Annotated in this window: 13 protein-coding genes; 5 read left to right on the forward strand and 8 right to left on the reverse strand. The window is 70.3% G+C overall.

All coding sequences use genetic code 11. From position 1 onward, the window contains the following. Positions 1–2: 2 nt before the first annotated feature. From hisB to hisD, 3 genes are read right to left on the reverse strand one after another with little or no spacing between them, the layout of a single operon-like run. Positions 3–596, reverse strand: a complete 594-nt coding sequence (hisB, locus tag ACFYXF_RS15735; RefSeq protein WP_105975738.1) for an imidazoleglycerol-phosphate dehydratase HisB — start codon at positions 594–596, stop codon at positions 3–5. Continuing rightward, positions 593–1702 (reverse strand): histidinol-phosphate transaminase, encoded by a 1110-nt coding sequence (locus tag ACFYXF_RS15740; protein ID WP_389350117.1) that lies wholly within the window; start codon positions 1700–1702, stop codon positions 593–595. The genes hisB and ACFYXF_RS15740 overlap by 4 nt, the downstream gene beginning before the upstream one ends. Further along, positions 1699–3024, reverse strand: coding sequence for a histidinol dehydrogenase (gene hisD / locus ACFYXF_RS15745; RefSeq protein WP_389350118.1), 1326 nt, complete (start codon positions 3022–3024; stop codon positions 1699–1701). Before hisD ends, ACFYXF_RS15740 begins: the two co-directional genes overlap by 4 nt. Before the next feature lie 218 nt (positions 3025–3242). Here hisD and ACFYXF_RS15750 point away from each other — a divergent pair, with 218 nt between their 5' ends. The 4 genes from ACFYXF_RS15750 to ybaK all read left to right on the forward strand — a co-directional run bounded on the left by ACFYXF_RS15750 (position 3243) and on the right by ybaK (position 7331). After that, a complete protein-coding gene (locus tag ACFYXF_RS15750; RefSeq protein ID WP_389350119.1) occupies positions 3243–4841 on the forward strand; it encodes an oxidoreductase in 1599 nt (532 codons plus the stop codon). 144 nt (positions 4842–4985) lie between these two features. Beyond that, complete coding sequence (locus ACFYXF_RS15755; protein ID WP_389350120.1) at positions 4986–6062, forward strand: hypothetical protein; 1077 nt, start codon at positions 4986–4988, stop codon at positions 6060–6062. An 11-nt stretch (positions 6063–6073) separates the two neighbouring features. Continuing rightward, the gene (locus ACFYXF_RS15760) at positions 6074–6814 is read left to right on the forward strand and encodes an LON peptidase substrate-binding domain-containing protein (protein ID WP_389350121.1); all 741 of its coding nucleotides are present in this window, start codon (positions 6074–6076) and stop codon (positions 6812–6814) included. Positions 6815–6833: 19 nt separating this feature from the next. Then, positions 6834–7331: a Cys-tRNA(Pro) deacylase gene (gene ybaK, locus ACFYXF_RS15765; protein WP_389350122.1), complete on the forward strand. Its 498-nt coding sequence runs from the start codon at positions 6834–6836 to the stop codon at positions 7329–7331. Positions 7332–7652: 321 nt separating this feature from the next. Here ybaK and ACFYXF_RS15770 read toward each other — a convergent pair whose 3' ends face one another. From ACFYXF_RS15770 to ACFYXF_RS15785, 4 genes are all read right to left on the reverse strand, one after another. Further along, on the reverse strand, positions 7653–8384 hold the full coding sequence (locus ACFYXF_RS15770; protein ID WP_389350123.1) for a hypothetical protein: 732 nt from the start codon (positions 8382–8384) through the stop codon (positions 7653–7655). A gap of 34 nt (positions 8385–8418) precedes the next feature. Then, on the reverse strand, positions 8419–9246 hold the full coding sequence (locus tag ACFYXF_RS15775; RefSeq protein WP_389350124.1) for an ABC transporter permease: 828 nt from the start codon (positions 9244–9246) through the stop codon (positions 8419–8421). Between the two features lie 127 nt (positions 9247–9373). Next, a complete protein-coding gene (locus ACFYXF_RS15780; protein WP_389350361.1) occupies positions 9374–10345 on the reverse strand; it encodes an ABC transporter ATP-binding protein in 972 nt (323 codons plus the stop codon). A 110-nt stretch (positions 10346–10455) separates the two neighbouring features. Continuing rightward, on the reverse strand, positions 10456–11676 hold the full coding sequence (locus tag ACFYXF_RS15785; protein ID WP_389350125.1) for an NYN domain-containing protein: 1221 nt from the start codon (positions 11674–11676) through the stop codon (positions 10456–10458). A gap of 237 nt (positions 11677–11913) precedes the next feature. On the opposite strand from ACFYXF_RS15785, the gene ACFYXF_RS15790 reads away from it, so the two are divergent. Continuing rightward, positions 11914–12087, forward strand: a complete 174-nt coding sequence (locus ACFYXF_RS15790) for a hypothetical protein (RefSeq protein WP_369035085.1) — start codon at positions 11914–11916, stop codon at positions 12085–12087. Positions 12088–12158: 71 nt separating this feature from the next. Here the strand turns inward: ACFYXF_RS15790 and dnaE are convergent, their stop codons facing one another. Then, on the reverse strand, positions 12159–15698 hold the full coding sequence (gene dnaE, locus ACFYXF_RS15795) for a DNA polymerase III subunit alpha (RefSeq protein ID WP_389350126.1): 3540 nt from the start codon (positions 15696–15698) through the stop codon (positions 12159–12161). Positions 15699–15900: the final 202 nt, after the last annotated feature.

Raw genomic sequence — 15900 nt, forward strand, 5'->3', positions numbered from 1 at the left:
GCTTACAGGGCGCCCTTCGTGGAGGGGAGGATGCCCACCGCGCGCGGGTCGCGCTCGGAGGCGTACCGCAGCGCCCGCGCGAGGGCCTTGAACTGGCACTCCACGATGTGGTGGGCGTTGCGCCCGTAGGGCACGTGCACGTGCAGCGCGATCTGGGCCTGGGCGACGAAGGACTCCAGGATGTGCCGGGTCATCGTGGTGTCGTACTCGCCGATCATGGGCGCCATCTTCTCGGGCTCGGTGTGCACGAGGTACGGGCGGCCACTCAGGTCCACCGTCACCTGGGCGAGGGACTCGTCCAGGGGGACCGTGCAGTTGCCGAAGCGGTAGATGCCCACCTTGTCGCCGAGGGCCTGCTTGAAGGCGGCGCCGAGGGCGAGGGCGGTGTCCTCGATGGTGTGGTGCGAGTCGATGTGCAGGTCGCCCTCGGTCTTCACGGTGAGGTCGAACAGACCGTGCCGGCCGAGCTGGTCGAGCATGTGGTCGTAGAAGCCGACGCCCGTCGACACCTCGACCTTGCCGGTGCCGTCGAGATCGATCTCGACGAGGACCGACGTCTCCTTGGTGGTGCGCTCCACGCGTCCGACGCGGCTCATGACTCGTCCTGCTCCTTCTTGAGATCTCGTACCGCGTCGAGGAACGCGTCGTTTTCGGCGGGGGTTCCGGCGGTCACGCGCAGCCATCCCGGTACGCCGTTGTCCCGGACCAGGACGCCCCGGTCGAGGATGTGCTGCCAGGCGGTGTGCGAGTCGGCGAAGGTGCCGAACTGCACGAAGTTTGCGTCGGACTCGGTGACGTCGAAGCCGATGGCCCGCAGTTCGGCGACCAGCCGGTCCCGCTCGGTCTTGAGCTGCTCGACGTACTTCAGCAGCGTCTCGGTGTGCTCCAGGGCGGCCAGGGCGGTCGCCTGGGCCACGGCCGACAGGTGGTAGGGCAGCCGTACGAGCTGTACGGCGTCGACGACGGCCGGGTGCGCGGCGAGATAGCCCAGGCGCAGACCGGCCGCCCCGAAGGCCTTCGACATCGTCCGCGAGACGACGAGATTCGGCCGACCTTCGATGAGGGGCAGCAGCGAGTCGCCGTGGCTGAACTCGATGTACGCCTCGTCGACCACGACCATGGACGGCTTGGCGGTCTGCGCGGCCTCGTACAGGGCGAGGACGGTCTCGCGCGGGACCGCGTTTCCGGTGGGGTTGTTGGGCGTGGTGATGAAGACGACGTCCGGGCGGTGCTCGGCGATGGCCTCCTCGGCCGCCGCGAGATCGATCGTGAAGTCGTCGTTCCGGGGACCGGAGATCCAGCCGGTGCCCGTCCCGCGCGCGATGAGGCCGTGCATCGAGTACGAGGGCTCGAAGCCGATCGCGGTACGGCCGGGCCCGCCGAAGGTCTGGAGCAGCTGCTGGATGACCTCGTTGGACCCGTTGGCGGCCCACACGTTGGCGAGGCCGACCTCGTGCCCCGAGGTGTCCGTCAGGTACTTGGCGAGCTGCGTACGCAGCTCCACGGCGTCCCGGTCGGGGTAGCGGTTGAGGTTCCGGGCCGCCTCGCGCACCCGCTCGGCGATCCGCTCGACGAGCGGTTCGGGCAGCGGGTAGGGGTTCTCGTTGGTGTTCAGCCGCACGGGGACGTCGAGCTGGGGCGCGCCGTACGGGGACTTGCCGCGCAGCTCGTCGCGTACGGGGAGATCGTCAATGCCGGTCACTTGCTCTGGGGAACCTTCCATCCGAACCTTGCCTTGATCGCCGCCCCGTGGGCCGGCAGATCCTCCGCCTCCGCCAGCGTCACCACGTGATGCGCCACGTCGGCCAGCGCGTCCCGCGTGTAGTCGACGATGTGGATGCCGCGCAGGAAGGACTGGACGGAGAGACCGGAGGAGTGGCAGGCGCAGCCGCCGGTCGGCAGGACGTGGTTGGACCCGGCCGCGTAGTCGCCGAGGGAGACCGGCGCCCAGGGGCCGACGAAGATCGCGCCGGCGTTGCGCACCCGGTCGGCCACGGCCGCCGCGTTCGCGGTCTGGATCTCCAGGTGCTCGGCGCCGTACGCGTCGACGACCCGCAGCCCCTCCTCCACGCCGTCGACGACGACGATCGCGGACTGCTTGCCGGCCAGCGCCGGGGCGACCCGGTCCTCGATGTGCCTGGTGGCCGCGACCTGCGGCTCCAGTTCCTTCTCGACCGCGTCCGCGAGCGCCACGGAGTCCGTGACGAGGACGGCGGCGGCGAGCGGGTCGTGCTCGGCCTGGCTGATCAGGTCGGCGGCGACGTGCACCGGGTCGGCGGTGTCGTCGGCGAGGATCGCGATCTCGGTCGGCCCTGCCTCGGTGTCGATGCCGATCTTCCCGGCGAAGTACCGCTTGGCGGCGGCGACCCAGATGTTGCCGGGGCCGGTCACCATGTTGGCGGGCGCGCAGGACTCGGTGCCGTACGCGAACATCGCGACGGCGGTCGCACCACCGGCCGCGTACACCTCGTCGACGCCGAGCAGGGCGCAGGCGGCGAGGATCGTGGGGTGCGGGAGTCCGTCGAACTCGGACTGGGCGGGTGAGGCGAGGGCGATCGACTCGACGCCCGCCTCCTGCGCGGGCACGACGTTCATGATCACGGAGGACGGGTACACGGACCGGCCGCCGGGCGCGTACAGCCCGACGCGGTCCACGGGGACCCACTTCTCGGTGACCGAGCCGCCGGGCACGACCTGGGTCGTGTGCGTCGTACGGCGCTGCTCGCGGTGGACGAGACGGGCTCGGCGGATGGACTCCTCCAGGGCCGCGCGGACGGCCGGGTCGAGCGTCTCCAGCGCGTCGGCGATCGCGCGCGCGGGGACCCGTACGGATTCCAGCCGCACCCCGTCGAACTTCTCGGCGAAGTCGATCAGCGCCGCGTCGCCCCGATGATGCACGGCCTCGCAGATCGGACGCACCTTCTCCAGGGCGGCCGAGACGTCGAAGTCGGCTCGGGGCAGCAGGTCGCGCAGGGCGGGTCCCTCGGGGAGGGCGTCGCCGCGCAGATCGATTCGGGAGATCACGCGGCCAATTCTCTCAGACGGGGATCGGGCGTCGTCCGCGCGTATCAGTGGCTGATACAGAGCGTTGCGGTTCGCCAGGGAGGAACCCCACACGAAATCCTCGGGAACTTGGAAGATCACCTTCACGTTTTGAGTTCAGAGAGTTACTGAGCGGGCAGAACGGCTGTACGAAACTCGCAGGTAACACTTGGTGGCACGGGGAGGAGTGGGAAAACGTCGTGACCGAGGGTGACGGCATCCGCGCGGGGGGCACGGGGAACGCGGGGGATCCGCCGGACGATCTGAGCGCCGCCGAGGTCGGCATGTGGCAGGCCTTCCGCAACGGCAGCGTGTACGACCTGAGCAGTGGCGACACCGTCGTCGACGATCCGCACGGCGGCCATCCCTGGGGCGCCGACCGGACGGTGCGGGCCCGCATCGTGTGCTGGCTGCTCCTCGACGGCCCGCCCGCGCTCGCGGGGCGCGTGTCGTCCCTGAAGCTCACCGGTGTGCAGATCAGCGGCACCCTGGACCTGGCGGGCGGCACGGTCGTGCCGTACATCGAGCTGAAGGGCTGCCGCTTCGAGAAGGAGGTCCTCGTACCGGAGGCCCGCTTCACGACCGTACGGCTGGTGAACTGCTCGGTGCCCCGGCTGGAGGCGGCCCGGGTGCACACCGAGGGCGATCTGCATCTCCCCCGCTGCCGCTTCCACAACGGCGCGCGGCTCACCGACGCGCACATCGGTACGGATCTGCTGCTCAACCAGGCCGTCGTCTACCGGGACCGGCGCGGGCGCTCGATCGCCGGGGACGGCATGAGCGTCGGCCAGGACCTCCAGGCCGAGATGCTGGAGTCGCACGGCGAGCTGAGTCTGCGCGGGGCGACGATCGGCGTCTCGCTGAGCCTGCGCGGCAGCCGGCTCACCAACCCGTACGGGCGGCTCGCGCTCAACGCCCCCCAGCTGACCGTGGGCCGCACGCTGTACCTGACCCCCGCGGGCGTCTGGAACCCGATGGTGACCAGCGGCACGACCCCTGCGCGCGGGACACGCATCCAGCGCTTCGAGTGCCAGGGCGGGATCCGGCTTGACGACGGCCGGTTCGGCGACTCCGTCGACCTGGAGCGGGCCCGTCTGACCTTCACCGACGAGCAGGAGCTGTCGCTGCGCCGGGTGCAGACGCCCGAGCTGCGCTTCCTCGGGGAGCGGCCGGAGCGCGGCAAGGTGGTGCTGTCGGGCGCCAGGGTCGTCAACCTCGTCGACCGGGCGGGCAGTTGGCCGGGCCCTGGCAACCTGCACATGGGCGGCTTCGGGTACGAGAACCTCGTACCGCAGGGGCCGTTCCCGCCGGCGGAGCGACTGGCGTGGGTGGCGGCGGCGACCGCCGAGTACAGCCCGGAGCCGTACGAGCGGCTGGCCACCGTGCTGCGCAACGGCGGCGAGGACGAGGACGCGCGCGAGGTGCTGCTCGCCAAGCAGCGCCGACGCCGCGAGACCCTGCCGCCGGCGGCGAAGCTGTGGGGGTACGTCCAGGACTGGACGGTCGCCTACGGGTACCGGCCCGGCCGGGCCGCCGTATGGATGGCGGTGCTGTGGGCGGCGAGTTCGGTGGCGTTCGCGCACGCGAGCCATCCGCCGCTGAACAGCGGGCAGCACCCGCCGTGGAACCCCTCCCTGTTCGCCCTCGACCTGCTGCTCCCGGTGATCGATCTGGGCCAGGTCGGCTTCTGGCAGCTGCGCGGCGGCTGGCAGTGGCTGGCCGCCGCGATCATCATGCTGGGCTGGGTCCTGGCGACGACGGTGGCGGCGGGGGCTACCCGGCTGCTGCGCAGGAACTGAGCGGGAACTGGACGGGTATCGGGTGGGTACTGGGTGGGAACAGAAAATGAGCCCGGTTCATCTTTTGCCATTCCTTGACCCTCGGCCGTACAACTAAAAACAGTTGCGCATTTGGGCTGGCGCGGCCCCGACCTGCGCCTTTCAATGGGCGACACCATGGCTTCGCTGCGTGCGTTCCTCCGTGCCACCAGGACGGAACGGAACACTCCGCCGTCTCCACGCCTCGCCACCGCCGGACTGCCCGCCGACGACGAGGCACTGCTCGACGCGCCCGACGCCCGGCTCGGCCCCGCGCTGGTCGCGGCGGGCCGGGGCGAGTACGGCCCGGCGGCCGAGCTGCTGGCCGCCACCCGCGCCACGGCCGACTGGGAGAACCGCGACCGGTACGTGGTCCGGCTGGCAGCGTTCGCGCACTTCCGCGCCGAGTGGTTCACGTCCTGGCGCGCCGCCGCCCCCGACGACCCGGACGCGCTGCTGGTCGCGGCCGAACTGGCGGTGGGCCACGCCTGGGAGTCCCCGGCCCGGGCCGAACTCCTCCACCAGACCGGCCCGTTGGTCGCCGCGGCCACGGCGGGCGACCCGCGCGACCCGGTGCCCTGGCGCATCGCGCTGGACCGGGCCCGGGGCAGCGACGCGGGCCACGACGAGTTCGAACGGCTCTGGGGCGAGGCCGTACGCCGCTCCCCGCACCACTACGGCTGCCATGTGGCGGCGCTCCAGTACCTGTCCACGGGCCCCTTCCGGTCCCCGGGCGGGCGCGGCTCGCACCGCGAGTGCCTCGACTTCGCCGAGTGGGCCGCGCAGGACGCCCCGCCCGGCGCGCTCGTCCGGGCCCTGCCCCTGCGCGCGGCCTTCGCATATCTGACCGAAAGCGACGGCAGGACGGTGGTGGACCGGGCCCGCCTGGACGCGGCGGCGGACACGGCGATCGCTCTGTCGGCGACGCTCCCGGCGGCCGACCCCCGCCCGGCCGAACTCCGCAACCTGCTGACATACGTCCTGATCGGCCTCGACCGCTGGCAGGAAGCGCTGCTCCAACTGCGTCTGACCGGCCCGTACGCCACCTCGTTCCCCTGGGACCGGTTCTCGGACGACCCCCTCGGCAGGTTCCTCGAAGCACGCGACGAGATCCGCCGGAACGCGCCCGCCGCCCGCTGTGCGGCCTGTGCCGGTCATCCACGGAGTGAGCACGGCGGACGCGCACACTCCGGCGACCATTAGGCTTTCCCGTCGTGACCACCGTCCGGCTGCCACTCTTCCCGCTCAACTCGGTACTGTTCCCGGGACTCGTCCTCCCGCTGAACATCTTCGAGGAGCGTTATCGCGCCATGATGCGCGAACTCCTGAAGACCCCCGAGGACGAACCGCGCCGGTTCGCCGTCGTGACGATCCGGGACGGCCACGAGGTGGCACCGAGCGCGCAGGGCATGCCCGACCGGACGGCGGTGCCCGACCGAGGGCCCGCGGCGGGCTTCGGCGACGACCCGCTCAAGGCGTTCCACTCCGTGGGCTGCGTGGCCGACGCGGCGACGATCAGGGAACGCCCGGACGGCACCTTCGAGGTCCTGGCCACCGGCACGACCCGGGTCCGGCTGGTGTCGGTGGACGCGTCGGGCGCGTTCCTGACGGCGGAACTGGAGGAGCTGGAGGAATCCCCCGGCGACGAGGCGGGCGCGCTGGCAGAGGGCGTCCTGAGGGCCTTCCGCCAGTACCAGAAGCGCCTGGCGGGCGCGCGGGAACGCTCCCTGTCGACGGGCGCCGAACTCCCCGACGAACCGGCGGTGGTGTCGTACCTGGTGGCGGCGGCGATGATGCTGGACACCCCGTCCAAGCAGCGCCTGCTCCAGGCTCCGGACACGGCGTCCCGCCTCCGCGAGGAACTGACGCTCCTGCGCACGGAGACGGCGATCATCCGCAACCTCCCGTCACTCCCGGCGTCGGAACTGACACGCGGCCCGACGAGCCTCAACTGAGGGAGAGCAGGACCCAGCGATGGCGAAGAAGCCGAAACAGCAGTCGGGCGGCACACCGGCGACGGTGGCGCTGACAGCGGCGGGCGTCCCGTACAAGGTGCACGCGTACGAGCACGACCCCGCGCATCCCTCGTACGGCGAGGAGGCCGCCGAGGCGATGGGGGTGTCGCCTGAGCGCGTCTTCAAGACGCTGGTGGCGGACGTGGACGGGGTACTGACGGTCGCGGTGGTCCCGGTGGCCGGCCAGCTGGACCTGAAAGCACTGGCAACGGCGGTGTCGGGCAAACGAGCATCAATGGCCGACCCCACCCTGGCGGAACGCACGACGGGCTACGTCCGGGGCGGCATCTCCCCCCTGGGCCAGCGCAAAAAACTCCGGACGGTCCTGGACATCTCGGCCGACGCCCACGACACGATCTGCGTCTCGGCGGGCCGCCGTGGCCTGGAGGTAGAACTCTCCCCCAACGACCTCACCACCCTCACCCAGGCGGTACGAGCCCCGATCGCCCGCGCGTAACCCCTCGACGAAGGCCCCCTGCCGGACTAAGCAGGATGGACATGTCGAAGAAAACACGCAAACGCAAGTGGCGCACAAAGAAGGGCCGCTCAAACCACGGCCACCGCCCGGCATAGGCACGGGCCTTTTCCTCGCCCCCGCCGCCCCTACCCGTCCCATCCTCGGGGGCGCTGCCCCCGAACCCCCGCTCCTCAAACGCCGGAGGGGCTGACTACCCAGCCCGTCCGGCGTTTGAGGACGAGCGCGTTCAGCGCGACAAGGGGGGTCTGGGGGCGCAGCCCCCAGGGATGGGACGGGTAGGGGCGGCGGGGGCGAGGAAACTCACCCCTGAACCGGCGGCGCCACGCCCTCCTCCGCATCCCGGGGCCCGAACAACGCCGTCAACCCCAGATGCACCACCAGCGCCGCCACGGACCACGCCAGCAACGCCCCCTTCGCCCCCAACTTCAACGGCGCCGAGAACGTAACCCCCTTGCCCGCGGACTTCGCCGCGGCGATCACATCCTGGGCGGGCCCGAGCCACACCCCCAGCCGCCAAGCCAGCACCGACCCGAGCAACCCCCCGACGGTCAGCCCGACCACCAGCGGCACACCCCCACGCCGCCGAAAGAGAAACACCCCCAGCGCACTCACCGCCCCGAGCGCCAACGCCAGCAGAGTGAACGTTCCGTCGACCCCGATCGCCTGTTCGCCCTCGCTGTCCTTGACGTACACGACCCAGCGGTTCTCGACGATGTCCCCGACCAGCGGCACACTCGGCGCCAGCCACCACCACAGCAGCCCGAGCAGCACCCCACCGAGCGCCACCACGACCGTGACGACAGCGGCTTCCCGCAGTTCCGTCTTCATCCCGGGGCCGTCCTGTCCGTACGCCGCTCCGAACCCGCCCCCCGAGGACCCGGCCGGCGCAGGCCAGTCCTGCCAGGACCGGCCGTCCGGGGCCTGCTGGAGCGAGGGCTGCTGCTGCAAGGGCTGCTGGGGCCGTGAGGCCTCTTCACGTTCACGCGAGGGCTCTTGGTGCGGCGGCGGAGGCGGAGTCAGCGGTGCGGTCACCCTGACATCGTGCCAGGCCCGTCTGTGCGGCGCGTCACCGGACGGCCGCCCGGCGGTACGCCCAGGTCGCGACGGCCAGCGAGACCACCCCGACCCCCGCGCACACGGCCAGGTCACCGAAGACGAAGGCCCAGTCGGGGTCGGGCCCGAAGGTCCGGGCGAAGGCCTCCACGCCGTACGTCGAGGGCAGCAGATCCCGCGCGAACCGCACCACCCCGGGCATCCGCTCCGCCGGCAGCACCCCCAGCAGCAGCGCCGCCGACATACCCAACTGCCCGAGCAGCGTGGCCAGTTCCGGCCGCGGCGCGAGCAGCCCGAAGGCGGCACCGAGCCCGGCGAGCGCGGCCCCCGCGAGCGGGATCACCAGGGCGAGCACCCACAGATGCGCCAGCGGCAGCCCGTACAGCAGACACCCGAACACCGCCGTCACGACGGTCCCCGGGACGGTGAAGGAGGCGTACGCCCCCGCAGCGCCCAACACCACGGCGGCGGGCGGTACGGGCAGTGTGGCGTAGTGGTCGAGCCCACCGCTGGCCCGCAGCTGCCCGAAGTACTGGGCGAGCAGATTCAGCGCGACAAAGGCGACCACCAGCACGGACGCCCCGGCCACCACGGCCCGGGCCTCCCCGCCCCCCTCGACGACCCCGCGCATCAGGATCATGATCCCGATGGACTGGAAGGTCGCCACGAAGAGCAGCGGAATCCGCGCGACCCGGGCCCGGGACAGCTGTGCCCGGTACACCGCGACCAGCGCGGGCCACAGCCGGGCACGTGGCCCCAGCTCGGCCGTCGCACGGCGCGCGGGCGCCTCGTTCACGGCCAGGGCTGTGCCCGGCAGCGCTTCCGCGGGTACGACACTCACGTCGAGCTGCTCCTCTTCGTCCCGGTCACGACAGCCGCCCTCTCCCCCGCCAGCACCCGCACCCGTGCCCTTTCTCGCATCCGCACGCATACACGTACGGATCGGAAGCCCCCAGCACTCACACCGCTCATGCCTTCACCAGCCCCGTCACATTCCCCCCGAGCGCCAGATACACGTCCTCCAGGCTCGGTGTGGCCAGCGTGAAGTCGTCCAGCGCGGTGAAGGCCGCCCCGCCGGTGACGGTGGCGACGGCCGCGCGGGCCTCCTCGGGTGCCAGCCGCAGCGTCCATCGCCGCCCCGACTCGACGGCCCGGTCGCGCAGCGCGGCGACCTCGGGGACGTGCAGGGGCGCCGACTCCCGCCAGACGAGATCGACGCGCACCTCCCCCGCGACCTGCTCCTTCAGCCCGGCCGGGGTGTCGCAGGCGATCACCCGCCCCCGGTCCAGGACAGCGACCCGGTCGAGAACCGTCTCGGCCTCGATCACGTTGTGCGTCACCAGCAGGACCGTCGTACCGCGCTCGGCGCGCCGCCGGTCGACCGCCGACCACACCGCCCGCCGGGCCACCGGATCCATGCCGGTGGTCGGCTCGTCGAGGACGAGCAGCGGCCGTTCCCCGACCAGCGCGGTGGCGAAGCAGGCGAGCCGCCGCTGTCCGCCGGACAGCTTGCGGATGGGCCGGGCGGTCAGTGGGGTGAGCCCCAGTTCCTCCAGGACGGCGTCCCGTTCCGCCCGCGCCTGCCGGACCTCCAGGCCACGCAGCCGAGCGGTGGTCTCGACGGCGAGCGACACGGTCAGCTCGTCGAGGGCGCTGGACTCCTGGCCGAGGTAGGCGAGGATGCGCGCCGCCCGCTCCGGGTGGCGCACGATGTTGTGGCCCAGGATCTCGACGCTGCCCCGGTCGGGACGCATCAGGCCGGTGATCTGCCGCACGAGGGTCGACTTGCCGGCGCCGTTGGGCCCGAGCAGTCCGAAGATCTCACCGCGCCGGACGTCCAGATCGACGGCGTCGGTGGCCTTCACCTCGGGTGTTCCGGGGGAACCGCGCCGGCCGCGTACCGCCCGATAGGTCTTCGTGAGATCGCGCACCGCGCACACGACATCGTCACCGTGTCGGGCTTCGTGTGCCGTGCGCGTACTCACGAAGGACGAGAGTACGGGGTGCCCGACTCCGCCAGAAATCCAACCCCCGGTCACAAGGGCCCGGCTCACTCCCCGGCGGGCGCGTGCTCCGCGGCCGTACGGACGTCGATCTCGCGCCAGAAACCGGCCCTGATCGCATACCGGTCGTGCTCGTCGATCTGGTCGTCCTTGTGGGCGAGCAGGCCGAAGCGGGCTGCGTAGCGCAGCAGCTCGCCGTCGATGCGGTGCGGGATGCGGGGGTACATCGTGGACAGTTTCTGCAGGTTGGCGGGCTCGGGAAGCCGTTCCATCCAGCGACGCGCGAACACCTGTCCGACCTCGTACGGATCGCCGCCGACCGTGGTGATGTCCTCCTCGCGGTCCGCCCAGCGCTGCTCGGCGGAGGTGAGCTGGGCGAGCGTCGGCATGGCGGCGACCTCGGGGGGCTCGGAGGCCACGCCCGGCCGGTCGACCCAGCCCTTGTCGGAGGACCAGCGCAGGGTCGCGTTCGCGGGCTGCTGGGCGGGCTGGGCGCCGGGGGCCCGCAGCGCGGCCAGGTCCTTGGGGGTCGGTACGCCCTTGGGGGCGGGCACGCGCTCCTGCGCGCCGTTCTGCGCGGCGGGCGCCGTCGCGTGCTCCTGCTGCTCGTCGGCGGCCCGCTCGGCGCCCTGACCGAGCGCCGACTCGGGCAGCGGCGCGGAGAGGATCGCGGCGATCTCGGGCCGGGGCGCGGGCGGCGGCGCGCAGACCCCGCCGAGGTCCTTGGCGCGTACGGCCTTGGTGATCCACGTACGGTCGAGGACGCGCCGCTCGTCGGCCTCGGCGACCAGGTCCTCCGACTGGTTGTAGTCGCCGTCGGCGGCCTGCACGGCCCACAGGTGTACGGCGACGCCGTGCTCCTTGGCGGCCATCATGCCCGGCAGCAGATCGCCGTCGCCGGTGACGAGGACGATGTCGGAGCAGGCGCGGTTGCGGGCCAGCTCGGTCAGCTCGGCGTGCATGGCGGCGTCGACGCCCTTCTGGGCCCACCGTCCGTCGCTGCGGGTCAGGGCGCCGAGGCGGACGGTGACCCGGGGCATCACGCGCAGCCTGCGGTGTTCGGGCTGGGGCACCCGGTCGGGGGCGCCGTCGAACCAGTAGATGCGCAGCAGCGGCCGTTCGGTGTCCGACTCGGCGCGTTCGCGAAGGCCCTGGATGAGGGCGGTGTGGTCGACGGTGATGCGGGACCGCGAGGGCTCTCCGGCGAGAAGACTCGCCGCGGCGCCGAGCAGATACCCGGCATCCACCAGGACGATGCAGCGGTCCACGCGATCCACCCTCTTTCCGGGAGGTTTGCTTCGGGCTTGCTTCGAGTCTGCCCGACCGCGCGGGGGTTAACGGCCCGAACTCGATCTTCGGCGTGGCGTTTCCCTCGTCGGCCGAGGGTCTCACCGCACGACAAGACCTTATTACGCAGGGTAATTCTCCGACATGCACGCTTTGTCGGGTCATGTGAATCTGAAGTCGGTCCTGGTCCCCAGATCCCCCTCAGGAGGCAGATCACCATGGCCAAGAACAAGAAGCAGAGTCGCCAGCAGCACCAGGCGTCCCAGGCCGAGCGCGGTGCCGAAGAGGCGAAGTCCTCCTCGATGGAGTCGCAGGCCGAGCAGCGCGCCACCCAGGTGACTCCCGGTGATATGGCACGCAAGGGCCGGCAGAAGCGATTCGGCCACAACTGAGCCGTTGTTGAAGCTCAAGCACCGCGAGGGGCGCATCCGTCAAGGGCGCGCCCCTCGCACACGTCAGTTGATCAACCGGCCAGGCAGGACGGCCCGAGCAGCACCTTCAGGTCGCCGAAGAGCGCCGGGTCGGGCTTCACCCGGTGCCGGTCGAGCCGCAGCACCGTCGTCTTGCTCGGTCCCTGGAGCCTGATACGGACCTCGCTCTCGCCCTTGTGGTGGCTGAGGATCTCGCCGAGCCTGCTGATCATCGGCGGGGTGACCTTCAGGGCGGGGATGGTGAGGATCACGGGCGCGTTGGTGCCCGCGTTCGACAGGTCGGGGACCTGGAGTTCCATCGCGACCAGCCGGGGCACGTCCTCGCGCTTGTCGAGGCGTCCCTTGACGAACACGACGGCGTCCTCGACGAGTTGGGTCGACACCAGCTGGTAGGTGGCCGGGAAGAACATGCACTCGATGGAACCGGCGAGATCCTCGACGGTGGCGATGGCCCAGGCGTTGCCCTGCTTGGTCATCTTGCGCTGGAGCCCGGAGATGATCCCGCCGATGGTGACGACCGCGCCGTCGGCGTGCTCACCTCCGGTGAGCTGGGAGATACCGGCGTCGGCCTTGTCGGAGAGGACGTGCTCCAGGCCGAAGAGCGGGTGGTCGGAGACGTACAGGCCGAGCATCTCCCGCTCCTGGGCGAGCAGATAGGCCTTGTCCCACTCGTCGGTGGTGAACTCGATGTCGAGACCGAAGCCGGGCTCGCTGGTGTCCTCGTCGCCCATGCCGCCGAAGAGGTCGAACTGGCCCTCGGCCTCTTTCCTCTTCACCGCGACCACGTTGTCGATCATCGGCTCGAAGTGCGCGGTGAGGCCCTTGCGGGTGTGGCCCATGCTGTCGAAGGCGCCGGCCTTGATCAGCGATTCCGTGGTCCGCTTGTTGCAGACGACCGCCTCGACCTTGTCGAGGTAGTCGGGGAAGGAACCGTACTTCCCCTTGGCGTTGCGGGACTTGATGATCGACTCGACGACGTTCGTACCGACGTTGCGCACCGCGGAGAGGCCGAAGAGGATCACGTCGTCGCCCTGGGCGGCGAAGTTGGACATCGACTCGTTGACGTTGGGCGGGAGCACCTTGATGCCCATGCGCCGGCACTCGTTCAGATAGATCGCGGACTTGTCCTTGTCGTCCTTGACCGAGGTGAGCAGTCCGGCCATGTACTCGGCCGGGTAGTTGGCCTTGAGGTAGGCCGTCCAGTACGAGACCAGCCCGTACGCGGCGGAGTGCGCCTTGTTGAAGGCGTAGCCGGCAAAGGGGACCAGGACGTCCCACAGGCCCTGGATCGCTTCGTCGCTGTAGCCGTTCTTCTTGGCGCCGGCCTGGAAGATGGTGAAGTTCTTGGCCAGTTCGTCGGGCTTCTTCTTGCCCATCACCCGGCGGAGGATGTCGGCCTCGCCGAGGGAGTACCCGGCGATGATCTGGGCGGCCTTCTGCACCTGCTCCTGGTACACGATCAGGCCGTAGGTGACCGCGAGGACCTCCTCCAGAGGCTCCTCCAGCTCCTTGTGGATCGGGGTGATCTCCTGGAGCTTGTTCTTGCGCAGGGCGTAGTTGGTGTGCGAGTCCATGCCCATCGGGCCGGGACGGTAGAGCGCCGAGACGGCGGAAATGTCTTCGAAGTTGTCGGGCTTCATCAGGCGCAGCAGGGAGCGCATGGGCCCGCCGTCGAACTGGAAGACGCCGAGGGTGTCGCCGCGCTGGAGGAGTTCGAAGGTCGCCGGGTCGTCGAGCGGGAGGGCCAGCAGGTCGAGGTCGATCCCCTTGTTGGCCTTCACCATCTTGACGGCGTCGTCCATGATCGTGAGGTTGCGCAGGCCCAGGAAGTCCATCTTGAGCAGGCCGAGCGACTCGCACTGCGGATAGTCCCACTGTGTGATGGTCACACCGTCGGTGTGCCGGACCCAGATCGGGGCGTGGTCGACGATGGGCTCGCTGGACATGATGACGCCGGCCGCGTGCACACCCATCTGCCGGACCAGGCCCTCGACGCCCTTGGCGGTGTCGATGACCTTCTTCACGTCGGGCTCGTTCTCGTACATCGACCGGATCTCGCCGGCCTCGCTGTAGCGCGGGTGCGAGGGGTCGGTGATGCCGTTGAGGTCGATGCCCTTGCCGAGGACGTCGGCGGGCATGGCCTTGGTGAGCCGGTCGCCCATCGCGTACGGATAACCCAGCACGCGCGCGGAGTCCTTGATGGCGTTCTTCGCCTTGATCTTGCCGTACGTGCCGATCATGGCGACCTTGTCGGCGCCGTACTTCTCCGTCACGTACCTGATGACCTCGACGCGCCTACGCTCGTCGAAGTCGATGTCGACGTCGGGCATGGAGACGCGCTCGGGGTTGAGGAACCGCTCGAAGATCAGACCGTGCGGGATCGGGTCGAGGTCGGTGATGCCCATGGCGTACGCGACGATCGAACCGGCGGCGGAACCACGGCCGGGGCCGACCGCGATGCCCTGCTTCTTGGCCCACATGATGAAGTCGGCGACGACGAGGAAGTACCCCGGGAACCCCATCTGGATGATGACGTCCATCTCGTACTCGGCCTGCTTCTGGCGGTCCTCGGGGACGTTGCCGTTGAAGCGGCGGTTCATGCCGAGCCGGACTTCTTCCTGGAACCAGGTGACCTCGGTGAAGCCGTCCGGGATGTCGAACTTGGGCATGAGGTTCTTCGCCTCGAACATGCCCGCGGTGTCGACCTGTTCGGCGACCAGGAGGGTGTTGGCGCAGCCTTCCTGCCAGGCGTCCGACTGGTCGATGGCGTACATCTCGTCGGTGGACTTCAGGTAGTAGCCGGTGCCGTCGAACTTGAAGCGGTCCGGGTCGGAGATGTTCTTGCCGGTCTGGATGCACAGCAGCGCGTCGTGCGCCACCGACTCGTGCGCGTACGTGTAGTGCGAGTCGTTGGTGACCAGCGGCGGGATACCGAGCTTCTTGCCGACCCGGAGCAGGTCCTCGCGGACCCGGTGCTCGATGTCGATGCCGTGGTCCATCAGCTCCAGGAAATAGCGGTCCTTGCCGAAGATGTCCTGGTATTCGGAGGCCGCCTTCACCGCCTCGTCGAACTGGCCGAGGCGCAGCCGGGTCTGCAGCTCGCCGGAGGGGCAGCCCGTGGAGGCGATGAGGCCCTCGGACCACTGGGAGATGGTCTCCTTGTCCATACGCGGCCACTTCTGCAGCCAGCCCTCCGCGTACGCGTCCGAGGACAGCCGGAAGAGGTTGTGCAGGCCCGTCGAGTTGGCCGCCCAGATCGTCTTGTGGGTGTAACCGCCGGAACCGGACACGTCGTCACGCTTCTGGTGCGGCTGGCCCCACTGGATCTTCCGCTTGTTGCGCCGGGACTCGGGCGCCACATACGCCTCGATGCCGATGATCGGCGTGACCCCCGCCTTCTTGGCGGTGTGGAAGAAGTCGTACGCCCCATGGAGGTTGCCGTGGTCGGACATGGCGATATGGGTCATGCCCATCTCGTTGCACGCGTTGAACATGTCCTTGAGCCGCGCGGCACCGTCCAGCAGCGAGTACTGGGTGTGGACGTGCAGGTGCGTGAACGGCGGCTTTGACACGGCGTGGCCTCCATGGAAAACACTCGGCGACAGGCTGCGGGCAGTCTGGGGGGACAGCGACGAAGTCTATGCCTCGGCACTGACAGCGGGAGGGGTCTCCCCCCTACCTTGATGCGTGGGTCGCGGGCACTCAGGCGTACCTTCGAACGTTGGAGGGGACACGGAGTGATCCGGCCCGCCGGGCGGCCCGTCCGGCCCCATT

It is taken from the genome of Streptomyces sp. NPDC002680 (assembly GCF_042889145.1).
Classification (GTDB): domain Bacteria; phylum Actinomycetota; class Actinomycetes; order Streptomycetales; family Streptomycetaceae; genus Streptomyces; species Streptomyces adonidis.